A 22,593-nucleotide genomic window follows, 5' to 3' on the forward strand; every position below is an offset into this window, starting at 1 on the left:
AACAGGTTCTGAAAAGTTGGCACGACTTTTTCATATATAACCGTACAACCCGATTTATCCCGTGCTCTCTTCAGTATTTGCTGAAGAATTGGTCAACCACCAGGTTGACCATTTTTTTATCTGGAATATGGGTTTACCGCGCCGCAATGGCGTAACAAGCAGTGCCGCAGCCGAGTCAGACTGATGGGCTTGGCCAAGAAATCGTTCATCCCCTCCCCCAGGCAACGCTCCCTGTCTTCCGTCATGGCATTGGCCGTCAACGCCACTATCGGCACCTCACACCCCATATCACGCAAGCGGCGGGTCGCCTCCAGCCCATCCATGTGCGGCATGCGCATATCCATCAAGATGAGATCGGGTTGTCGCTCACCGACCTGTGCCAGCGCCTCCAGACCATTGGCAGCCAGCCTCACCCGGCACACCAGCTTTTGCAGCATGAGCGACACCACCAGTTGGTTGACCGGACTGTCCTCCACCACCAGCACATCCAGATCCAGCATGGAGAAGGCTTCGCTAGTTGTACTGGATGCGCCGATATAAGGCGCTGCCATACCCGGCAGTTCGAAGCAGAAACAACTGCCTTGCCCCAGGTGGCTTTGCAGATATATCTCGCCCCCCATCAACTGTACCAGGCGCTGGCTGATGGCAAGCCCGAGCCCGGAGCCGGAGAAGCGGCGGGTGGCCGAGTTGTCCACCTGGAAGAAGGGCTCAAACAACAGGGCCTGATCCTCTGGCGAGATGCCGATCCCCGTATCCGTCACCGACACTTTCAGCCGTTCCTCCTCCCACGCCAGCGCCAGCACCACCTGGCCGCTGGCGGTGAACTTCAAGGCATTGCCAAGCAGGTTGACAATTACCTGGGATAAACGAACGGAATCCCCCTGCAACTGGCGCGGCACCGTCTCATCCAGTTGCCAGTGCAGCTCAATGCCCTTGGCATCCGCCTGTGGTTGCAGCGGCTCCACCAGCGCCCGGCACAAGTTGACGGGTTCGAACGGCTCGCTATGCAACGTCAGGGTATGGGATTCAATTTTCGAGAAATCGAGTACATCGTCGATGATGGTCTGCAGCAGGTGCGCCGAGTGGGTGGCATGCCCGAGCAGAGCCTGCTGCGGGCCCCCAAGCTGCTCATATTGCAGCAGATCCAGCATCCCCAGCACCGCATTCATGGGGGAGCGGATCTCGTGGGTCATCATGGCCAGAAATTGTGACTTGGTGCGGTTGGCCGTCTGCGCCTCATCCCGCGCGCGCGCCAGCTCCTGCTCTCGGCGGATCTGGTTGCCAATCTCCCGCGCCGTACCCCGATAGCCGATAAAGGCGCCAGCGGCATCGAAGCAGGGCTCGGCATTGAGCTCCATCCAGCAGGGTCCGCGGGCCAGGAGCACCTGGGCACGCATCGCCCGCACCGGCAGATGACGGGCGATCAGGCGCCGATACTTGCACCACTCGGGGTCACGCTTGTCATGGGCAAAATCATAGAGGCTGCGACCCGCCTGGCGCGCTATCACCTCCCCCTGATAGCCGGGGGCCGACACATAGCTGAGCCGATGTTCGGGATCCGTCTCCCAGAACCAGTCAGACGCCATGGCGGCGAAGCTGCGAAAGCGCTGCTCGCTGGCCTGCAGGGCGAGGGTCTTGAGATCAACCTGCTCCTGCAGACGGGCCCGGTAGGCGATGTTGACCAGCGCCTGGGAGATGAGGGGGCGGCAGCGCTGCATCGCCGCCTTGCTCTTGAGATCGAAGGTGCCGGCGCTGCCATGCCGGCAGATGAGTACGCCGGAAAAGCCCGGGGCCTGCAGCCCCGTCATCATGACGCTGGCCCACCCCTCAGCCCCCGCCATCGGCGCCAGCTCGGGCAGCTGGGTCGGATCATAGATGACCAGAGTTTCCCCTGCGATGGCGCGGGCGAAGAGCGGAGTGAGCGACCAGCTGCGACCCACCTCGTCTGGCTGGGTGCTGAGGTGAGTGGTGCCACTCGCCCCGTTCCAGGCCACCACATCCGCCTGCTCGAAGCCGATAAAGGGCTTGAGCGCCAAAATAAGGCTGTCCAGCACCTGCTCCAGGCTCTGGGCATCGGCCAGGGTCGCCACCCCGCACAGCAAGGCCTGCGACTCCTGACGGTATTTGGCCTCTCGCTCCCGGCAGCGCATCAATTCCACCAGCGTGGTCTGCAGCTTGTCGCCCAGAGCTTCGAGTTCGGTATTCCCTATCATCTTGTGTCCAGCACAGTGTCAGCTCTCGAGGAAGATTATGCTCGAGACCATGAGGTTGCCATGGGCCAGCTCACCATGGGGTAGTCGCCCCTGCTCGCCGAAGGTAAATGGAGTGATGAAGGGGATCTCCCCCAATCGACTGCGAAACTGCTCTACCACGTCGTCCAGACTGTCTCCCAGCGCCAATCGGCAGCCGGCGCAGAACATCACCAGGGCGCCAAACGGCTGCAGGCTGCCCGCCATCCCATATTCGGGCTCGATGCGCACCGCATTCAGGCTGCGTTGCAGCAACCCTTCCTGGCTGCTGTACATCAACTGCAGGCGCTCCCCCAGCCGGGTTTCGCCAAACAGCCGCAATCCGTCCCTGGCCGTCACAGCCTCGGGATGGGAGAGCTTGAAATAGGGCAGGTCATCCAGCATCCCGACCTGGCGGGCCAGCGGGGAGAGGGTGGTCTCCTTCAGGATGGGACCGACGGGCCAGGGCGCTTCGCGCTCCGTCCAGCGGGCATAGACCTGAGCCGCCGGCTCGTGATCTATGGTCAGCACCTCGCGCCCATCCAGGGCTGTGATGATGCCATGCCGCTCGGTGGGCACATAGCCGGAGTGGAACTGGAAGGCCAGCTGACAATCGGGATAGAGCACCGCTAACACGCAGCCCTGCTGGCTCTCTCCCTCGGTCCAGCACAGCTGCCAGTCACCTGTCACACCGTCATCGGCCGCCGAGCCCCCCACGACGGGAACCGTCGTGCCAAACTCGGCTTCGATCCCCGCCAGCATGGTCTCTTCAAGCCCAGGGCTCGCATGCAACAAGATGAGGGGCGGCAGCTCCCCGGGACGGCCGCCATCGGCGATGGCACGGCGCAATAACTGGCGTACATCCAGTGTCTCCCCGGCCTGGCCGGCCACCCCGTAAGCGCCCTTGTCATCGTAAATCGCTCCAACCGCCAGGCTCCAGCCTTGCCGGGCATGGTGTCCGGCCTGGGTCAGGATCCCGGCGCAGGAGCTGCATCCCATGATGCGAGTATCGGGAAAATGGGTTTTAAGGATCTGGCGCAGTACCGCAGCATCATGAGCTTGGGTAAAATAGACCAGCAATAGCGAAGGGGAATGAGGTGATTGAGCAAGCAGCCGTTCAGCTATCTGTTGGGCGGCCAGCGTGGTCGTCTCGGCAAGAGAGTGAGCCGTCAGGAAGTTCAACACCATCTCCTAGTGGTATGCGATGCTGCTTGCAAGCAAAAATCATACCCTTATCAAATAATTACCTGGCCATATTAGGCTAGAATCGCTCTCACAGACCCCCACAGGATGGCTGCATGTGGCACAACAGTATCAGTGATTTTGACCGGGTCGTCGCGATCGGCGGCGGACACGGCATGGGTCGCGTGCTCTCTTCTCTCTCGTTTTTAGGATCCCGGCTGACCGGCATAGTGACCACCACGGATGATGGCGGCTCCACCGGACGGCTGCGCAAGAGCCAGGAGTGCATTGCCTGGGGGGATCTTCGCAACTGCCTCAATCAACTCGTGACCGACCCCAGCATCGGCAGCCTGCTGTTTGAGTACCGCTTCAATGGCAAGGGGGAGCTCGGGGGGCACAACCTCGGCAATCTCATGCTGCTGGCCCTCGACAACCTCTGTGTCCGGCCCCTTGACGCCATCCGGCTCATCAGCGACATGCTGAAAATCGAGTCACAGCTCCTTCCCATGTCCGAGCACCCCACGGATCTGTGCGCCCACACCCTCTGCGGCGACCAGATCCTGGGGGAAGTCTCCATCGATCAGCTCACCACCCCGCCGCGAGCCTTGAGCCTCAACCCGGCCGTGCCGGCTACTAGGGAAGCGGTCGAGGCGCTGACTCAGGCCGACATGATCATCCTGGGGCCTGGCAGCTTCCTCACCTCCGTCATGCCGCCCCTGCTGCTGGGCGAGATAGCCGAGGCCATTCAACACAGCCAGGCCATCGTGGTCTTTGTCGGCAATCTGGTAGCCGAGGAGGGGCCCGCGGGCCAGTTGACACTGCTCAGCCAGTATCGCTGGCTGGAAGAGAGGATTGGCGCGGGTCGGGTCAACGCCATCTTGGCGCCTGAGGGGCACACGGCCCCCGAGCTGACCCATTGCCTGGTCCAGGCCAATCTGGGAGAGGCTGTGCTTCCCCATCGCCACGATCGCCTCAAACTCAGGCAGGCCCTTGACGGGGTGATCCAGAGTTGCCACATCGCTCAGGACAAGGCGGGCTGAACCCGCCTAGGGCTCAGTGATACAGGGCCAGATGGGAAAACACCTGAGGGAGGGAGTGCTCGAGCTGCGTCAGCAGCTGACCGGCGGCTTCTGCGTCTTCTTGGCGACAGGCGAGTTCCAGCGCCATCACCTGCTGGTAGCTGGGCTCGGCGCCGTAGCTGCCGCAGGAGGACTTCATGCTGTGGGCGAGGCGCGCCAGCGCGGACCAATCCCGCTGCTCATACAAGGGCCTTAACTGGGCGAGTTGCTCACCCACCTCTTCGACGAATACTGAGATGACCACGGGCATCATCTCTTGGCCTATGTCTTCTGCCAGTTGCCGTAATACCTTCTGATCCAGCCACTCCATCTTCTCGATCCCTTTTGATGGTATCCAAACAGACCAGAAATATAGCCTACCAAGCGCTCCCCTGTCACTCGCCCATGGCGGACAACAACGTGCGTTCGAGTCTCCAAATCTCACCACAATGTGAGCGAGTTCAAATTATCGACACGACGGAGAATCAAGGGTAAAAATAAATATTGTCACAAAATTAACATTAAAGTAACAATGCAAGTCATGAGAATGATGCGGCTCAGCAACACCTCTCTCATCCCTTTTTGCCTGTATGGCTGCTGCGAAGAACCAGGGTAGGATTCTACCCTGGTATTTTTTTATTCGGAGATCAGTAGCTTGGCCGAGTTACCGTATGCCAGCTCCCCCAGACGGAACAGGCAAAACTCCCCGGGCATCATCTTCACCCAGTTCTCATTGCCGGTCAGCGGCCGGGTCGCAATCAGGGTCACCACGTCGTTCGGGGTCGTCTCGCTCTGAAAATCGATGGCCACGTCCTCATCCAGCAGGCGAGCCTCGCCAAAAGGCGCCCGGCGAGTCAGCCAGTAGAGGTTGTTGCTGCAATAGGTCATCACGAACTCCCCATCCGACAGCAGCATATTGAACACCCCCAGGGTGCGCAGCTCGTCGCACAGGCTCGCCAGATAGCGGAACATGGCGGGGAAATTGGTCGGGCACTTGGGGTATTTTTGCTCCAGCTGGCCGAGCAGCCAGCAGAAGGCCCGCTCGCTGTCGGTGTCCCCCACCGGACGGTGACGCCCGGTTGGCAGCTTCTTGTAACCCGTCAGCTGGCCGTTGTGGGCGAAGGTCCAATAGCGTCCCCATAACTCGCGGGTGAAGGGATGGGTGTTCTCAAGCGACACGCAGCCCCGGTTGGCCTGCCGGATATGGCTGACCACGGCGCGGCTCTTGATGGGCAGCGCCTGCACCAGCTTGGCGATGGGGGACTGGGCACTGGGCTCGGGGTCCTTGAAGGTGCGAAAACCGCGCCCCTCATAAAAAGTGATCCCCCAGCCATCCTTGTGGGGCCCCGTCTTGCCACCCCGCAGCATCAGCCCGGTAAAACTGAAGCAGATGTCGGTCGGCACATTGGCACTCATACCGAGCAGTTCGCACATATCCCCTCCACCGCTGGATCCTTGCGTCTTTTTCTATCGGCCTCAGCCAGATGGGGAGCGGCAATATCGGTCGATACCGATCTGCCGTTCCCCATCTGAGATGGCCTCTTACTTGGCCATCTCTTTTTCGACCAGCTGGATCAGGATATGGATCACCTTGATGTGCACTTCCTGGATGCGGTCGGCATAACCGAAGTGCGGCACCCGGATCTCGACATCGGCGAGGCCTGCCATCTTGCCGCCATCCTTGCCGGTCAGGGCGATGACCTTCATACCCTTGGCATGCGCCGCCTCGATGGCTTTGAGGATGTTGCCGGAGTTGCCACTGGTGGAGATGCCGAGCAGCACGTCACCACGGCGACCGACCGCTTCTACATAGCGGGAGAACACATAGTCATAGCCAAAGTCATTGGAGACACAGGAGAGGTGGCTCGGATCCGAGATGGCGATGCCAGCATAACCTGGGCGGTTTTCCCGGTAGCGACCAGTCAGTTCCTCTGCAAAATGCATGGCATCGCAGTGGGAACCACCGTTACCACAGGAGAGAACCTTGCCTTCCTGCTTGAAGGAGTCGGCCAGCAGCTTGGCGGCGGCCTCGATGTCCTTCAGGTTTTGCTCATCGGCCAGGAACGCCTGGAGCACGCTGGCAGCTTCGGTCAATTCATTGCGGATAAGTTCTTGGTACATGGGTCTGATGTCTCTTTGTATCGTCCAACATAGGGTCAGCGCATTGTCGCACAAGCTGATCCCGCCGTCGCCCCCCAGTCCCGGCAAGGGTGAAGGAAACGACTTGCGTTAACTGGCTCACAGCCAGGAGGTAACCGAGTTGTAAACAGCTTGATAACTTTGTGCATATGAATTACAACAGAGGCCACATCCAACAGGTCAGACCTCTGGATCAGTTAACTCACTGTCATGCCACGTTGGCAACTCATGCAAGGAGCGAAAAATGACGACGACTCTCACTCTGCTCGGAGTGATCCTGGTGATTGGCGCCATGGCATATCGCCGGGCGTCTCTGCTCACCTCCACGCTGGCCACCGCCATCGCCTTGTGCGTCGGCGCCTTCTATGGCCATGTTCCCCTGCTGGTGTGGGCCCTGTTCGCCCTGGTTGCCATCCCGCTCAACCTGGTGGAGTTTCGCCGCAACCAGCTGACCAAGCCCCTGTTCAAGATCTACAAATCCATCATGCCGGAGATGTCTCGCACCGAGAAGGAAGCCATCGAAGCAGGCACCACCTGGTGGGAAGCGGACCTGTTTGCCGGCAACCCGAACTGGAAGAAACTGCACGCCATCCCGGTCGCCACCCTCAGCGCCGAAGAGCAAGCCTTCATGGACGGTCCGGTCGAGGACGTCTGCCGCATGGTCAACGACTGGGAAGTGACCCACGAGCGCGCCGATCTCTCCCCCGAGGTGTGGCAATACCTGAAGGACCACAAGTTCTTCGCCATGATCATCAAGAAGAAATACGGCGGACTGGAATTCTCCGCCTATGCCCAGTCCTGCGTGCTGCAAAAACTGTGTGGCGCCAGCGCCGTGCTCGCCTCCACCGTCGGCGTGCCCAACTCCCTCGGCCCGGGTGAGCTGCTGCAACACTACGGCACCGAGGAGCAGAAGGACCACTACCTGCCCCGCCTGGCCATTGGCAAGGAGATCCCCTGCTTCGCCCTGACCAGCCCGGAGGCGGGCTCTGACGCCGGCTCCATCCCCGACTTTGGCATCATCACCAAGGGCGAGTGGGAAGGGGAAGAGGTGCTCGGCATGCGCCTGACCTGGAACAAGCGCTACATCACCCTGGCCCCCATCGCCACCGTGCTGGGGCTGGCATTCAAGCTGCGCGACCCCGATCACCTGCTGGGTGAGGAAGAGGAGCTCGGCATCACCTGCGCCCTGATCCCGACCCACATCAAGGGCGTCGAGATCGGCCGTCGCCACTTCCCTCTCAACGTGCCGTTCCAGAACGGTCCGACCCGGGGTGAAGACGTGTTCGTACCGCTCGACTTCATCATCGGCGGCCCGGCCATGGCCGGCCAGGGCTGGCGCATGCTGGTGGAGTGCCTGTCGGTCGGTCGCGGCATCACCCTGCCCTCCAACAGCACGGGCGGCGTCAAGATGCTGGCCCTGGCCACCGGCGCCTACAGCCGTATTCGCCGCCAGTTCAAGCTGCCCATCGGCAAGATGGAAGGGATCGAAGAGCCGCTGGCTCGCCTGGGTGGCAACGCCTACATCATGGGCGCCGCCGCCAAGCTGACGGTGACCGCCATCGATCTGGGGGAGAAACCCTCGGTCATCTCCGCCATCGTCAAGTATCACCTCACCGACCGGGCCCAGAAGAGCATCATAGATGCCATGGATGTGCACGGCGGCAAGGCCATCTGCATGGGGCCGAACAACTACCTGGCCCGCGGTTATCAGGGTGCCCCCATCGCCGTGACCGTCGAGGGTGCCAACATCCTGACCCGCAGCATGATCATCTATGGTCAGGGTGCCATCCGCTGCCATCCTTATGTGCTGCCCGAAATGCTGGCCGCCAGCCATCCGGATCAGGACGTGGCGCTCAAGGCGTTCGACAAGGCGGTGTTCAGCCACGTGGGCTTCGCCATCAGCAACCTGGTGCGCAGTTTCTGGCTGGGCCTGACCGGTGCTCGCTTCGCTGCGACTCCGTTCAAGGATCAGACCAAGGGCTATTACCAGCAGCTCTCCCGGCTGTCTGCCAACCTGGCCTTCCTGTCCGACATGGCCATGGGCACCCTGGGCGGCGAGCTCAAGCGCAAGGAGCGGGTCTCCGCCCGTCTCGGCGACGTGCTGAGCCAGCTCTATCTCGCCTCCAGCGCCCTCAAGCGCTTCCAGGACGAGGGCCGTCAACAGGCGGATCTGCCGCTGCTACACTGGGCGCTGCAAGATGCCACCTTCAAGGCACAAGAAGCCATCGACGAGTTGCTGCGCAACTTCCCGAACCGCTGGATTGGCCTGGCCCTGCGCGTCATCGTGCTGCCGCTGGGTCGCGATCTGAAGCGTCCGAGCGACAAGCTCGACAGCCAGGTCGCCCGTCTGCTGCAGACCCCGAGTGCCACCCGCAGCCGTCTGGCCGAGGGGCAGTACCTCACTCGCGAGGAGGGCAACCCGTTCGGCCTGCTGGAGCAGGCGCTGGATGACGTGCTGGCCGCCGAGCCTTTGTTCGACAAGGTCTGCAAGGCAGAGGGCAGCAAGCGTCCCTTCACTCAGCTGGACAAGGTCGCCGATGCAGGCCTCGCGCTTGGGGTCATCAACCCGGCCGAAGCCGAGTTGCTGCGCCGCGCCGAGCAGAGCCGCCTGCAGACCATCAACGTCGATGACTTTGACCCCATCGATCTGGTCGCCAACAAGGCGTTGTTCGAGCCGTCCGCCTATCACAGGGCAGCCTGAGTCCGCTCCTGAATGCCAAAACGCCTCCCTTGTGGAGGCGTTTTTCATGGGAACGTTTGCTTGCCGAGGCGAAGTGAAAGCAGAGAATACGGATGGATCATATTTTGGATATCTAGCCGTTTCCTATCTTTAATGAAGCGGTTAAGGTAAGCACAGTATCCCAGACAGGATTGCATAATGGATGATCAAATCCTGATAATTGATGACGATGACCTGCTCCCACCCCAAGAGCGACAAGCTGGCTGGAAGGTGATGATAGTGGACGATGAGCCCGAGGTGCATCGCATCACCAAGATTACCTTGAGCAAGTTTGAATTCGACAACAAGCCCATCGATTTCCTGCACGCCTATTCTGCCGCCGAGGCCAAGGCCCTGCTTGCCACGACCCCGGATGTCGCCCTGCTGCTGCTCGATGTGGTGATGGAGGCCGATCACGCCGGCCTCGAAGTGGTGAAGTTCGTCCGTGACGAGCTGCAAAACAAGATGGTGCGCATCGTGCTGCGTACCGGCCAGCCCGGTCAGGCGCCGGAAGATGACGTGGTCACCAACTACGACATCAACGATTACAAGGACAAGACAGAGCTCACCTCCCAGAAGCTGCGCACCCTGCTGCGCGCCAGCCTGCGCTCCTATCGGGACATCCGTACCCTGGAGAGCAATCGCCAGGGGCTGGAGAAGGTGATCGAAGCCTCCAAGGGGATCTTCGAACAAAGAGCCCTGCGCCAGTTCGTCGAAGGCGCCCAGACCCAGCTCAGCGCTCTGCTCAATCTGGAAGAGTCCCAGATCTATGACGTGAAGCACCTGGCCTACGAGGTGCGGGATCAGGTGCTCGAGCCCCTGCTCAGCGACGAGCCCGTCCTTCGCCTGAGCGAGGCGCCCGCCATACTACGCCACGCCATGAGCAAGGAGACCAATGTCTACGACGGCAATCAGATGGTGCTCTATTGCCAGAATGCCCGCCACCACCTCTTGTTCCACATCGAAACCACACGTCCCCTCAATCAGATGGACACTGGCCTGCTGAGTCTGTTCACCGAGAACATCATAGTGGCGCTGGAGAACATCCGGCTCAACGAGGTAATTGGCGACAACCAGCGCGAGATCATCTATCGCATCGGCGAGCTGGTGGAGACCCGCTCCAAGGAGTCCGGCCTGCACGTCAAGCGGGTCGCGCTCTACACCGAGCTGTTCTGCCAGCTGCTCGGCATGAACGAGGAGCGCTGCGAGCTCATCAAGCGCGCCTCGCCCCTGCACGACATCGGCAAGGTGGGGATCCCGGATGCCATCTTGCACAAGCCGGGCAAGCTGACCCCGGAGGAGTGGGAGATCATGAAGACCCACGCCCAGCTCGGGCAGGACATGCTCTCCGGCAGCGATCTGGCACTGTTCCAGATTGGGGCCACCATAGCCGGCAGCCACCATGAGAAGTGGAATGGCAGCGGCTATCCCCGCGGTCTGAGCGGCGATGCCATACCGCTGGAGGGGCGGATAGTGGCGCTGGCCGACGTGTTCGATGCCCTGGGCTCGGATCGCTGCTACAAGCAGGCCTGGCCGCTCGATCGGGTGCTGGAGCTTATCGAGGCCGAGCGAGGCCAGCACTTCGATCCCCAACTGGTGACCCTGATGCTGGCCAATCTGGACAAGTTTCTCGACATCCGCGAGCAGCACAAGGACATCTACGTCGGGGAGCACTGATCCCGTTCGAGGGAAATGCCCCTTCCCCCACCTAGCAAAAAGCCGCCCATTCGGGCGGCTTTTTTACCATGCAATCAGCGCTATTGCTCAGGCAGGTTGAGGTCCAGCTTGGGCACAGGCGCCGCCCCCTCGCTCTGCGCCTTCTGGGCCGCCATCGCCTTGTGCAGGGTCCGGCGTTTTTGCAGCAAGATGAGCCCCCCGCCCCCCAGCAGAAGCAGGAGTCCGGCGCCCCCCCCCAGGGCCCATGGCAGCCAGCCGCGGCTCTCCTGCTCCTCAAATCGGGTCTCGGTCGCTGCCGATACTTGAGTGGCTGGCGCCGCCGAGGGCTGGGGCGCCAGCACGGGCAATATGTTGAACGACTTGGTCGGCAGTTGCAGCTGGATCTCGCGGCCGAGACGCGTCGTGCCAAACAGGGTCGCCTCTACCTTGTACTGTCCCACCGCCTTGAGCGCCGGCAGCGTGATATTGACCCTGGATTCGCTTGCCACGGCGTTGAACGTCTGGCTCTCCCCCGTGCTGTTGGCTGCCTTGCCCTGGATCACCACAGAGGCCGGATCCAGCTCTTCGGCGTCGAGCAGCAAGGCGAGCCGGGCACTCGTTTCGCCCGAGGGTGCAACCAGGGTGTAGGTCAGCGGCATGGGATAGAGCAGCACTTGCTGGGACTGGGCACGGGAGAAGACCTGGTTGCCGGTACTGTAGAGAGCACGGTACTTGCCCGCCGGCACATCCAGCACGGCTTCTGCGGTCATGACCCCATCTCCCGGCACCTCATCGAGCCCCTTGCCGTCGTCACGATAGTGACCCAGGGTCTCCTCGAACAGGGGCTCGCCCGCTTGGGCGGCATCGCTGAACTGCTGCAGTCTGACCGTCATGCCGAGATCGGAGAGGTAATAGCCGGCGCCGGGCGCGGCGCCGTCGATCAGCAACCGGGATTGCAGCTTGACCCGCTCACCCTGATAAAGCCTGGCCGGCAGCGGCTCGCTCTCGAGCCGGACGTCGGACAGCAGCCGCACCCGGTTATTGGGATCGACTGCGCCTATGGCCTGCCAGGGTCCCGGCATGGGATCGCGCACCGTGATGAGGTCCTGATCCGGCAGCGCCAGCCAGCCCACGTCCGGTGGAGTCACCTTGCCCACATAGAGTTTGCTGCCATCGGGACGCACCAGGATCACCGAGGGCGTATCCGGCTGACGTTTGATGATGAAGGTGATCTCTTTAACCCCATAATCGATGCGAAAGCGGTTATCGAGCAAGGGAATGTCGGAGGGAGCAAACACCTCGTTGGCCATCCCCGAGAACGAGGCCAGCAACAGCAAGCCGCCCCAGAGCGAACTCATTGTCGCCACAGGCAAGCACCTCCTTTCTTCTGTACCAGATCGAGGCGCGCTTCGTGGGTCGCGGCTACCTCGTCGCTGGCGCGCACCACCTTGAGCGGCGCTCGTTGGCTCTCCAGCCGACGGATCCCGGTATCCTGGTTGCTGTCACTCTCGCTGCTCTCATTGGCCAGATTCAACTTCGTCTGGCCACCTGTCATCAGCAGGTAGACATCTGCCAGGATCTCCGCATCCAGCAAGGCTCCGTGCAGGGTACGGTGGGAGTTGTCGATGCCGTAACGATCGCACAAGACGTCCAGGTTGTTGCGCTTGCCGGGGAAGAGATCCCGCGCCATCGCCAGGGTATCCGTGATGCCACAGATATCCGCCGTCTTGAAGTTCAGGCCCAGCTTGCTGAACTCATAGTCCATGAAGCCCACGTCGAAGGGGGCGTTATGGGCGATAAGCTCGGCGCCACGGATGAACTCGATGAAGTCATCCGCTATCTGGCTAAACGAGGGCTTGTCCACCAGGAAGGCATCCGTGATGCCGTGCACCGCGATGGCCTCCGGGTCCACCAGCCGGTCCGGCTTGATGTAGACGTGGAAATGGTTGCCGGTCAGCTTGCGGTTGATCACCTCCACACAGCCGATCTCTATGATGCGGTGCCCGAGGTAGACGGGACCGCCTGCCGTGTTCATACCTGTGGTTTCAGTATCCAGAATGATCTGGCGATTCAGTTGGGGTGTGTTCATGATCCAATCTATGTCAAACTTCGGCCTTGCCCGCTAGTTTACCCCAAGCCTCAGGTTAAAACAGATTCATTGCTCATGTTGAAACAGATTGATTTATATACAGATGGTTCCTGTCTCGGAAATCCGGGCCCCGGCGGCTATGGCGCCGTCATGGTCTATGGCAAGCATCGCAAGGAGCTGGCGGGAGGCTATCGCCTCACCACCAACAACCGGATGGAGCTGATGGCGGCCATCATGGGGCTGCGTACCCTGAACGAACCTTGCCAGGTGCGCCTCACCACCGACAGCCAGTATGTGCGCCAAGGGATCACCCAGTGGATCATCGGCTGGAAGAAGAAAGGCTGGATGACAGCCGGACGCCAGCCGGTCAAGAACGTCGATCTTTGGAAGGCACTGGATGCGGAAGTGGCACGCCACCAGATCGAATGGCTCTGGGTCAAGGGTCACTCCGGTCACCCGGAGAACGAGCGCTGTGACGAACTGGCGCGCGATGCCGCCAGTGGCAAGCAGCTGGCCGAAGACACCGGCTATCAGCCCTGATCCAGCCCCCCTCGGCAGTTTGGCGCTCCGGCTCAGATAGCCAAGGGCGCCAGGCTACCAGCCTTGGCGGGCCATGCCCGGCGCCGCCATCGATTCTGGCAGACGCCAGCGCCGACGCACCGGGGTGATGGGGAAGCGCCGCTTGCGGGCGGCGATGACATAAACGGAGGCGAAGGGCCGGCAATAGTCCCGCCCCAGGCTCTCCCGCCACCACCCGATCCGGCTCTGCTTGCCCATAAAGGAGAAGCCGAAGCGCTCGTCAAACATCACCTCGCATCCCAGCAGTTGCAACCAGTCGGTCACCCGGGCCGGGGTGAACATGCGTGCCGACCAGGGCAGGTGTTGGCGCATGAAGGGCACATAATGGCCGAGCCCCACCAGACTGGTGGGGTTGTAGCCGCTGACGATGAGCCAGCCGTCATCGGTCAGCACCCGCTCGGCTTCGCGTAGCACCTGATGGGGATCCGGCGAGAAATCGAGACAGTGGGCGAGCAGACAGGCATCCACGCTGGCCGTTCGCACCGGCAAGGCAAGGGGATCCCCCTTGAGATCCAGCAGCCTGCCAGAGGGGGCGACCCCAATCTGATGGCGAATGGTGGAGCGACCGCAGGAGAGTTCGGCGCTCAGGGCGCCAATTTTCAGCAGGTGATAGCCAAACAGGTGCGGACACCAGTTGTCGAGTCGCTCCTGCAGTTCGGCCGCCACCCAGTCCCCCATGGGCAGCGCCGACCAGCTGGTCGGGATCGCGATCTGTTGTTCGGTACGTGCCAGCTGCATAATGGGACCAATCCGGGGTTCAAACGCCATCTTGTTATATAAGATCCCTTCCCTAAAGAGAACACAAAGAGAAGCCGAGCCATGTATACCGTCATCACAGTTCCCGCCTTCAACGACAACTACATCTGGTTGATCCGCCACGACAATCACTGCCTGGTGGTCGATCCGGGCGAGGCGGCCCCGGTGCTGGCGCGACTCGAGGCCCTTGGACTCGAGCTCGATGCCATCCTGCTGACCCATCACCACAAGGATCATGTGGGCGGGGTCGGCGATCTGCTAAGCCAGTTCCCCCACGCTCGCCTCTATGGCCCAAGGCACGACCCCATGCCGGATCACCACGGCCAATGGCTGGAAGATGGCGATCAGATCAACTGGCATGGCCTGAGCCTGGATGTGCTGCACGTCCCCGGCCACACCCTTGGCCACATCGCCTATCATGGCAATGGCATGTTGTTTTGCGGCGATACCCTGTTCTCCGCCGGTTGCGGCCGCCTGTTCGAAGGCACCCCGGCCCAGATGTACGCCTCCTTGCAGCGACTCGCGGCCCTGCCCGATGACACCCTCCTCTATTGTGCCCATGAGTACACCCTCTCCAACCTGCGTTTCGCCCACGCGGTCGAACCGGACAACCTGGCGATCCAGCGCCGGATCGGGGTGATCAGCAAGCTGCGTCAGCAGGGCCTGCCGAGTCTCCCTTCCCGCCTGGGGGATGAGCGAGATTTCAATGTATTTATGCGCTGCGAACAGAATTCCGTGAGATTTTCTGCTGAGAAATACGCACTTAAATGCTTGGAAAATCCAGAGGATACCTTCGCCGTACTACGGGGTTGGAAGGACGTTTTTTGAACAAACCTTGATCAGGGGGCCATTGCCCCTTATGATGCGAGCTGTTTTTCAATAGATGACCTGAGCGAGATGAAGCTACGAACGGCCTTATTGGCAGCGCTGTTTCTCAGCGGCTGTCAAAACCTGAGCCATCAGGATGACCGGGCGATAACGGCAATCGAGCCGATCAAATCCCCCCAAGTCAGCAAGAAAACGTACAAGAAACACTCTTCCAGAATGCTGTTCGGCGACGAGCAGTTAGAAGAGATGGATGACACCGATAACCTGTGGGTGCGTATCAGCGATGATATGCAGCTGGACTCGCACGACAACTCACGAGTCCGCCAGCAGCGTGATTGGTTACTGCGTAATGATAAGCATATGGCGACCATTGCCAGCCGGGCTGAGCCCTACCTGTATCTGATGGTAGAGGAAATCGAACGGCGTGAGCTGCCAATGGAGCTTATTACCATCCCCATGATCGAGAGCATGTTCGATCCCAATGCCCGCTCCCGCAGCAATGCGGTCGGTCTTTGGCAGTTCGTTCCTGCGACCGGCAAGAACTTTGGCCTGCGCCACGACAACTGGTATGACGGTCGTCGCGATGTGATTGCGTCCACCAACGCCGCCCTGGATTATCTGGAGTACCTGAACCGTTTCTTCGACGGTGACTGGCTGCAGACCATGGCCGCCTACAACGCCGGTGAAGGCCGGGTGCGCAACGCCATCATCCGTAACCAGAAGGCCGGTCGACCGACCGACTACTGGTCCCTGGACTTGCCCCGCGAGACCCGGATGTATGTGCCCAAGATCCTGGCCATGGCTGACATGATCCGCAACGCGGACAAATACAATGTCACCCTGCCGGTGCTGGCCAACAAACCGCAACTGCGCACCATCAGTACCGGTGGTCAGGTCGATCTGAACGTGGCAGCCCAGCTGGCCGGGGTATCCGCCTCTCAGCTGAAGGCGCTCAATCCTGCGCTCAAGCGCGGCATGACGTCGCCACGGGGCCCTTACAACCTGCTGGTGCCGGTCGAATATGCCGACACCCTGGAACTGGCCCTGGCCGACCTGCCCAAGCGTGAGCGTACCCGTGGCGTTCGCTCCTACCAGGTCACCAGCGGAGATACCCTCTCCCGCATCGCCCAGAACCACGGGGTGAGCGTGCAGCAGCTCAAGCTGGCTAACAACCTGCGCAGCACCAGTCTGCGTCGTGGCCAGAGCCTGATCATCCCCAACGGCGGCAAGCCCATGGTGAGTCAGGCCGCCCAGAGCAAGCCGCAGCAGCTCGCCAGCAATGGTGGCAACAAGGTGAACTATCAGGTGCGCTCCGGCGACAACCTGTGGAGCATCAGCCAGGCACACGGGGTGACCCACGCCGATCTGGCCAAGTGGAACGGCCTGAATGCCAAGTCGGCGCTCAAGCCGGGCATGAAGCTGGTGGTCTGGCCCAAGCAGGGCAAGGGCAGCAACAAGTCCATGGTCTATCAGGTGCGTCGCGGAGACTCCCTCTCCTCCATCGCCGCCCGCTTCCAGGTCGCCGTCAACGACGTGATGCGCTGGAATCAGCTGGGCAAGAGCGACTACTTGAAACCTGGCCAGGAGCTGACCCTGTTCGTGAAGAACAACAGCTGATGGCTGAAGCCGAATAAAAAAATACCCCGCGAATGCGGGGTATTTTTTTGCCTGCCATCCATCACACCTTAAGGGGTGATGGCCTGGGCCGCGAAGCGCGCCATGATGGGATTGTGATCCGAGGCGTCGGTGGCCGGTGAGCTCACCTCCACCAGATCCAGGTTGCGGTAGTAGAGGTGATCCAGCGGGCGGCCGAAGGCGGTGCGGCGCAGATCCGGCACGGGAATCGCTTCCTGCAGACCCAGCTCTCCCACCAGCTTGTTCAGCCAGTATTCGCGCTTGTCGCTCCAGGTGTTGAAATCCCCCGCCAGGATGACGGGCCCCTGGTGGCGATGAATGAGCGCGGTCAGATCGTTGATCTGCTCGCGGAAGGTGGCCATGCCGAGCTCGAAGTTGACCGCATGCAGGTTCACCACCAGCACACCGTCCGGATCCCCCTGCAAGGGGTACAGGCTCACCAGCCCGGACTTGGGGATGCGCAGCAGGGGCTCGGGGGAGCGAACGCCGCATACGAAGGCCTGGGGCGTCTTGGCGACCGTCATGACGCCGAAGGAGACACCACCCTGGGTGAAGGCCTGCAACTGTTGCCACTGGAAGTCGCCAGCCCGCAGCCAGTCCAGCATCTCGGGTCGGGTCGCCGACTCCTGCAGCAACACCAGATCCTGGGACTTGGCGTACTCGTCCAGCCCTTCCCGCCAGTTTTTACGCTGACCCTTGTAGAGATTCCAGACGGTAATGCCAAATTCCCGTGGTAATGCAGTGGATGCCAATGCTACCAGCGGAGGTTTCTGGCAGTTAACACCAGGCACTATGCCTGCCGCCGTGACCAGATGGTCCTGATCCGGTACCTCGAAGCAGCCGACCAGCCCCAGCGTCAGCAGGGAGGTCCCCAGAATGCGATAACTATTTTTCATTGGCTAACAATCACCTGCCTCTGCAGGGCGCCATGACCATCACAAATGTCATGGACGCCGACTAGTCTCATTATTCGTGTCCGGCCCGACTCATCCATGAGGGATCCCGCAATGGCGAGACAGCACCAGTACCGCGTGACATTTTACGATCAACAAGGAACTTGTCATCAAGTGGAGCTCTCCACCGTCTATCAGATCAGGCGGGATCCCCAGTGCGATCTCTGCCTGTTCGACACCCACCAGTGCGTGGGCTCGGAAGAGATGCTGGAGCGCATGATACGGCAAAAAACCGGCTTTGAGCAGGAAATATCCATCATCAATGCCCGGCTGATCTGAGCCGGATCAGACCGGGACGGGACGGGATTTGCCCTGATCGTCGATGGCGACGTAGGTAAATACCCCCTCGGTCACGCAGTAGCGCTGAGCCTCATTTTCCCGCAACACCGGCTTGACCCAGACCTCCAGCTTCAGGCGCATGGAACTGCGTCCCACCTTCAGGCAGCGACCGTAGCAGCACACCACGTCTCCCACCTTGACCGGGCTGTGAAAGGTCATGCCTTCGACCGACACGGTACAGATACGTCCCTTCGCCAGCTCCTTGGCCATGATGCCCCCACCTATATCCATCTGGGACATGATCCACCCGCCAAAAATATCGCCATTGGGGTTGGTATCGGCTGGCATTGCCAGGGTTCTCAGCAACAGCTCCCCGTCGGGGTGGCGCTTGGTATCGACCATCATTACGGCTCTCTATGACAGGTTTGAATGGCGGTATGGGCGCATGATGCAGCTCGGCAACCCGGAAATGGGTCATCATGACCACACTGCCACTGTGGATGGCGCATGATAGGGGGGGATCCCCCCCTTGGCAAATCCCGATTGCCCGCGAGGCGCTGGGATGGGGCGCAGCAGATAATATTGAGCCCCATCTGCTTTCAATCCGATTGTGCTGCGGGATCCGCAAACCAGTGGGCGGGATCCGGCCAGCGATAGACGAAGCCGAGTCGTAGACAGATCTGCAGTCCCTCGATGGGGGCGAAGTCGCCGCTCGGCTCGGTGAAAACAGGCGGAGCTAGGCCAAGCAGGCGTGAGGCAAACGGATAGAGCTGCTCACGGCGCGGGTGAACCGGGGCGCTCAGGTTGTAGGCATCCCCATCCAGCCCCTGCTCCAGCATCAGCAGGCAGGCCGCAACCACGTCATCCAGATGAACCAGGTTCACCGCCTGACCGCCTCCCGCCAGCGTCTTGCCCGCGAGGAATCGGCCAGGATGGCGCGCCGGGCCATAGAGACCGGCCGGGCGCAGCACCAGGGCGCACGCAAAGCCGGCTCCCTGTACCGCCTGCTCGGCGGCCAGCATCCGCTCGCCTCTGGCATGGACCGGAGTAGGCATCTCCTCCTCCCCCTGCCCGGTTGCCCACACAGAGGTCGCACTGATAAACAGCATCCGTTGCGTGCCCGCCGCCAGCGCCAGCTGACACAGGCGCGCCACCGCGGCGGGATAATCCTCCGTCTTGCTCGGCGGCACGCAGACAACCAGATCGCGGCAGCGAAATGGCAAGGGCTCGGCCAGTTCGGAGGCAAGTAGCAGGGGGAAGGCGGTGATGCCTTCCGATTGCAGCCGCGCGGCCTTCTCGGCCGAGCTGACGGTCACGACGACCCGCTTGCCAGCCCCCTGCAGCGCCTTCGCCAGCGGCAATCCCAACCAGCCCGCTCCCACTATTCCCGTCTGATACTCATGCTCTGTCGTCATCGCTAAAATCTCGGCAAAAAAAAACGGCCATCCATGATGACCGTCGAAAGTAACGAAGGAAATAGCTGGATTAACCAGTTACCTCCCACAGCGGGAAAATCGGGAGCGCACGCTCCTAATTCGTGGGGCCTATGCTAGTGGCAGCGCGGTCAAAAAGCTTTGAAGCGGATCACAGTTGAAAAGGATTTCTGAAAGCGCTTTCAATGTTTCGCGAAAAAGTCGGCCCGCTTGGGGCCAACCTCATGGATCAGGCGACGGATTCCCGGCGTACCAGCTCGGCTTCGAACTTGAGTGCCAGGCCGTCGACCGGCTTGTGATCCAGCAGTCGCAAGGCCAGCTCGGCGGCCCGCTCCCCCATCTCCTCGATGGGATAACGCACAGTGGTGAGCTTGGGGTAGATGTAGCGAGCATAGGGTATGTCATCGAAGCCCACCACCGACACCTGCTGGGGTATCTTGTAGCCACGCTCCAGCAGACAGGAGATGGCCCCCGCCACCATGGCATCGTTGAAGCCCAGCACGGCGCTGAACTCGACACCGCGCGCCAGCAGTTCCCCCATGGCCACATAGCCCCCCTTCTCGTCGGCGAAGGCGCGACCGATGAGGGACTGATCCACCTCAATACCAGCCCGCTGCAGGGCGAACCGATAACCGGCCATGCGCTGCTGACCGTCGACGAACTCTTCATCGTCCGAGGTGACGAAGGCTATCTTGCTGTGTCCCGCGTCCAGCAGGTGCTGACAGGCGGTGGTGATACCGGCCTGGTTGTCGAGCCAGACGCAGCGATCCTCGCAGCCCGGCACCTGACGGTTGATAAAGACGATGGGGGTGGAGCCCGCGGCCAGCTCACTCAGCTCCTCGTCCGGCAGCGCCTTGCTGTGCAGGATCAGGGCGTCACACTGACGCTGCAGCAGCGCCTGGATGGCGTGACGCTCGCGAGTAGCGTCGTGATTGCCGGAGACCACTATGGTGAACTTGTTCGCCTTGTCGACCATGCTCTCGATGCCACGCATCATCTGGGCGAAGAAAGGACCACCACACAGATCCCCAACCAGCACGCCGATGCAGTTGGAACGTTTGCTTACCAGTGCCTGGGCGAAGCTGTTGGGACGAAAACTCAACTCCTTCATGGCCGCCAGCACGGCCTCACGCTTCTCGGGAGCAACCTGCGCCGTGTTGTTGATGACACGCGATACCGTCGAGATGGACACATTCGCCAGCTGAGAAACGTCTTTGATCGTTGCCACTCTCAATTCCTTGGTTGGAAAGCCTGTTGGTGTTGATCGGACTATTATATCGAACCTGCCAGACCAAGACGTGGTGCCCGATCACCTGGCAGGTTTCCTTTTGTAACAAAACCTTAAGGGATAATAACCATTTTGAGGCAAGAATGGGAGGCAGTCGCAATCGCGACTGCCTCTCGTCTCAGTAGGTGTGGTTCAGCTCGCGTTCCGACATGAAACGCAGGGGTTGCTGCAGCTTGTGCTGATAGATGAGGTCAAACGAGAGCACGTTCTGGACGTAGTTGCGGGTCTCCCGGTAGGGGATGCTCTCCACCCAGACATCCATCGGCTTGTTCTCGCTCTGATCGCGCCAGCGCTTGACCCGGCCAGGCCCCGCATTATAGGCCGCCGCCGCTAAAATTCGGTTGCCGTCATACACATCCAGCAGCCGCTTGAGGTAGGCGCTGCCGAGGCGAATATTCATGGTCGGATCAAACAGCTGCTGCTCGTTGCGATAAGGCACCCCCAACTTGGCGGCGGTCTCCTTGGCGGTGGCGGGCATCAGCTGCATCAGGCCCCTCGCCCCCACCGGCGACTGCGCCAGCGGATAGAGGGCGCTCTCCTGGCGGGAGATGGCGTAGAGCAGGCTGGTGTTCATGGTGCGCTCCTGGGCCATCTGGGAGAAGGTGCGCTTGAGCGGCAGCGGGAAGCGCAGATCGAGCGCATCCCAAGCCTCGGCCCGGATGCTGGAGAGGATCGCCAGCTCGTGCCAGCCCTGATTGAGGGCGATGTGACCAAACTCGAGGCGCTGGGCCACCGGATTGCGATCCATGTTGTGGATCCACTCAGATCGCGCCGCCGTGATCTCGTTCATCGCCAGCAGTTCACGCACCCGCAGCAGGAAGGGCCAGCGGCTGCTCGCCGTGCGCCAGTCCGGCACCTTGTGGGCCGAGCTCTGGTTCTTCATGCGATAGGGCACACCGGTGCGCTGGGCCGCCATGAAGCCGTAGAAACCGCGCAGGTTGGCGGTCTCGAGATAGAGATCCCGCGCCGCCTTCTGCTGCCCCTTCACCTCGAGGGAGCGAGCCATCCAGTAGCGCCAGCGATCTTCCTTCTGCAGCGCCATGGGCATCTTCTTGACCCAGCCGTCGAGACTGCGCCAATCCTCTTCCCAGATGGCGAGCCGCGCCCTCAGCTCCAGCAGCTCGGCATCCTTGCTGCGCGCCAGGGTCGCATCCAGCCAGTTGCGCTGGGCGGTGGATCTGTCCAGCAGCAGACGACGGGCGGCGGCCCGCTCCACGGCCGCGACCTCGGTTTGACTCAGGCCGAAGCGCCGCTTCATCTCGGCCAGCTGACGCAGCACGGCCTCTGGCTCCTGATTCGCGTAGCGGGCCAGGCCGAGGGACAGCAGATGTTTTGACTGGGGCGCCGCCGTGAAGTAGGCCGGGTTCATCGCCTTGGCCGGTTGTTCATACAGGGCGATCATCTGATCCCCATAGGGTTTCAGGCTTCCCCCCAACTGGGCGCCGAGATGGCGGATGAGGTCGGGGTTTTGCGCCTCGAACGCCAGGTTCATACGCTGCCAGATCTTCTCCTGGGTGCGCAGACCGGCCTGTTGCCAGAGCTGGAACAGGGGATCGCAGGCATCGGGCCTGGATTGGCCGCTCAACCAGAGCTTGCCCGCTTCATTCAAGGCCTCGGTCCGCTGCCCCGTGTAATAGCGGGCCTGATAGTGCTGACAGAGCAGGTCGGTGGAGCTCGGCTTGGTCGGGTAGAAGCGCAGGAATTGCGACCACTGCTGGCTCTGGGCCAGGTAGGTGAGGTAAGCGCGCTCCAGCCGGTTGGACTGGGGGGT

At 61.3% G+C, this 22,593-nt stretch carries 20 protein-coding genes; 7 read left to right on the plus strand and 13 right to left on the minus strand.

All coding sequences use genetic code 11. The features are described 5' to 3' along the window. Positions 1–116 precede the first annotated feature (116 nt). Both CUC44_RS08890 and CUC44_RS08895 read right to left on the minus strand, forming a co-directional pair. Positions 117–2,213 carry an ATP-binding protein gene (locus CUC44_RS08890; protein WP_167388840.1) on the minus strand — a complete coding sequence of 699 codons (2,097 nt, stop codon included), beginning with the start codon at positions 2,211–2,213 and terminating at the stop codon, positions 117–119. A gap of 18 nt (positions 2,214–2,231) precedes the next feature. Beyond that, a complete protein-coding gene (locus CUC44_RS08895; protein WP_100859605.1) occupies positions 2,232–3,416 on the minus strand; it encodes an FIST signal transduction protein in 1,185 nt (394 codons plus the stop codon). A 110-nt stretch (positions 3,417–3,526) separates the two neighbouring features. On the opposite strand from CUC44_RS08895, the gene CUC44_RS08900 reads away from it, so the two are divergent. After that, entirely contained in the window at positions 3,527–4,450 is a 924-nt protein-coding gene (locus CUC44_RS08900; RefSeq protein ID WP_100859606.1) for a gluconeogenesis factor YvcK family protein, read from the plus strand. A 13-nt stretch (positions 4,451–4,463) separates the two neighbouring features. Here the strand turns inward: CUC44_RS08900 and CUC44_RS08905 are convergent, their stop codons facing one another. From CUC44_RS08905 to lpcA, 3 genes are all read right to left on the minus strand, one after another. Then, the gene (locus CUC44_RS08905; protein WP_100859607.1) at positions 4,464–4,799 is read right to left on the minus strand and encodes an Hpt domain-containing protein; all 336 of its coding nucleotides are present in this window, start codon (positions 4,797–4,799) and stop codon (positions 4,464–4,466) included. A gap of 305 nt (positions 4,800–5,104) precedes the next feature. Beyond that, complete coding sequence (locus CUC44_RS08910) at positions 5,105–5,902, minus strand: class II glutamine amidotransferase (RefSeq protein ID WP_100859608.1); 798 nt, start codon at positions 5,900–5,902, stop codon at positions 5,105–5,107. 108 nt (positions 5,903–6,010) lie between these two features. Then, positions 6,011–6,589: a D-sedoheptulose 7-phosphate isomerase gene (gene lpcA, locus CUC44_RS08915; RefSeq protein ID WP_011705469.1), complete on the minus strand. Its 579-nt coding sequence runs from the start codon at positions 6,587–6,589 to the stop codon at positions 6,011–6,013. 262 nt (positions 6,590–6,851) lie between these two features. Between lpcA and fadE the strand changes: the two genes are divergently transcribed. Together fadE and CUC44_RS08925 are read left to right on the plus strand one after the other, a co-directional pair. Next, positions 6,852–9,308, plus strand: a complete 2,457-nt coding sequence (gene fadE / locus CUC44_RS08920; protein ID WP_100859609.1) for an acyl-CoA dehydrogenase FadE — start codon at positions 6,852–6,854, stop codon at positions 9,306–9,308. 177 nt (positions 9,309–9,485) lie between these two features. Next, on the plus strand, positions 9,486–11,003 hold the full coding sequence (locus CUC44_RS08925; RefSeq protein ID WP_100859610.1) for an HD domain-containing phosphohydrolase: 1,518 nt from the start codon (positions 9,486–9,488) through the stop codon (positions 11,001–11,003). An 80-nt stretch (positions 11,004–11,083) separates the two neighbouring features. Here CUC44_RS08925 and CUC44_RS08930 read toward each other — a convergent pair whose 3' ends face one another. Then, complete coding sequence (locus CUC44_RS08930) at positions 11,084–12,340, minus strand: TIGR03503 family protein (RefSeq protein ID WP_100859611.1); 1,257 nt, start codon at positions 12,338–12,340, stop codon at positions 11,084–11,086. Then, the gene (gene dnaQ, locus CUC44_RS08935; protein WP_100859612.1) at positions 12,337–13,071 is read right to left on the minus strand and encodes a DNA polymerase III subunit epsilon; all 735 of its coding nucleotides are present in this window, start codon (positions 13,069–13,071) and stop codon (positions 12,337–12,339) included. The genes CUC44_RS08930 and dnaQ overlap by 4 nt, the downstream gene beginning before the upstream one ends. Before the next feature lie 75 nt (positions 13,072–13,146). Here dnaQ and rnhA point away from each other — a divergent pair, with 75 nt between their 5' ends. Next, positions 13,147–13,611: a ribonuclease HI gene (rnhA, locus tag CUC44_RS08940; RefSeq protein ID WP_100859613.1), complete on the plus strand. Its 465-nt coding sequence runs from the start codon at positions 13,147–13,149 to the stop codon at positions 13,609–13,611. Between the two features lie 54 nt (positions 13,612–13,665). Here rnhA and CUC44_RS08945 read toward each other — a convergent pair whose 3' ends face one another. Continuing rightward, entirely contained in the window at positions 13,666–14,388 is a 723-nt protein-coding gene (locus CUC44_RS08945) for a class I SAM-dependent methyltransferase (RefSeq protein WP_167388841.1), read from the minus strand. 81 nt (positions 14,389–14,469) lie between these two features. Between CUC44_RS08945 and gloB the strand changes: the two genes are divergently transcribed. Together gloB and CUC44_RS08955 are read left to right on the plus strand one after the other, a co-directional pair. Further along, on the plus strand, positions 14,470–15,234 hold the full coding sequence (gene gloB / locus CUC44_RS08950; protein ID WP_100859614.1) for a hydroxyacylglutathione hydrolase: 765 nt from the start codon (positions 14,470–14,472) through the stop codon (positions 15,232–15,234). A gap of 69 nt (positions 15,235–15,303) precedes the next feature. Continuing rightward, positions 15,304–16,851 carry a LysM peptidoglycan-binding domain-containing protein gene (locus CUC44_RS08955; protein ID WP_100859615.1) on the plus strand — a complete coding sequence of 516 codons (1,548 nt, stop codon included), beginning with the start codon at positions 15,304–15,306 and terminating at the stop codon, positions 16,849–16,851. Positions 16,852–16,919: 68 nt separating this feature from the next. Here the strand turns inward: CUC44_RS08955 and CUC44_RS08960 are convergent, their stop codons facing one another. Further along, positions 16,920–17,765 carry an endonuclease/exonuclease/phosphatase family protein gene (locus CUC44_RS08960; RefSeq protein WP_100859616.1) on the minus strand — a complete coding sequence of 282 codons (846 nt, stop codon included), beginning with the start codon at positions 17,763–17,765 and terminating at the stop codon, positions 16,920–16,922. 111 nt (positions 17,766–17,876) lie between these two features. Between CUC44_RS08960 and CUC44_RS08965 the strand changes: the two genes are divergently transcribed. Continuing rightward, complete coding sequence (locus CUC44_RS08965; protein WP_167388842.1) at positions 17,877–18,101, plus strand: hypothetical protein; 225 nt, start codon at positions 17,877–17,879, stop codon at positions 18,099–18,101. A gap of 6 nt (positions 18,102–18,107) precedes the next feature. Here the strand turns inward: CUC44_RS08965 and yciA are convergent, their stop codons facing one another. From yciA to CUC44_RS08985, 4 genes are all read right to left on the minus strand, one after another. Beyond that, positions 18,108–18,506: an acyl-CoA thioester hydrolase YciA gene (gene yciA / locus CUC44_RS08970; RefSeq protein ID WP_033129340.1), complete on the minus strand. Its 399-nt coding sequence runs from the start codon at positions 18,504–18,506 to the stop codon at positions 18,108–18,110. A gap of 194 nt (positions 18,507–18,700) precedes the next feature. Next, the gene (locus tag CUC44_RS08975) at positions 18,701–19,516 is read right to left on the minus strand and encodes an NAD-dependent epimerase/dehydratase family protein (protein ID WP_100859618.1); all 816 of its coding nucleotides are present in this window, start codon (positions 19,514–19,516) and stop codon (positions 18,701–18,703) included. A 247-nt stretch (positions 19,517–19,763) separates the two neighbouring features. Beyond that, complete coding sequence (locus CUC44_RS08980; RefSeq protein ID WP_100859619.1) at positions 19,764–20,762, minus strand: LacI family DNA-binding transcriptional regulator; 999 nt, start codon at positions 20,760–20,762, stop codon at positions 19,764–19,766. Between the two features lie 178 nt (positions 20,763–20,940). Next, the coding region (locus CUC44_RS08985) for a transglycosylase SLT domain-containing protein (RefSeq protein ID WP_100859620.1) at positions 20,941–22,593 on the minus strand (1,653 nt) is incomplete at its 5' end.

Origin of the sequence: Aeromonas lusitana (genome assembly GCF_002812985.1) — a bacterium.
Lineage (GTDB): Bacteria > Pseudomonadota > Gammaproteobacteria > Enterobacterales > Aeromonadaceae > Aeromonas > Aeromonas lusitana.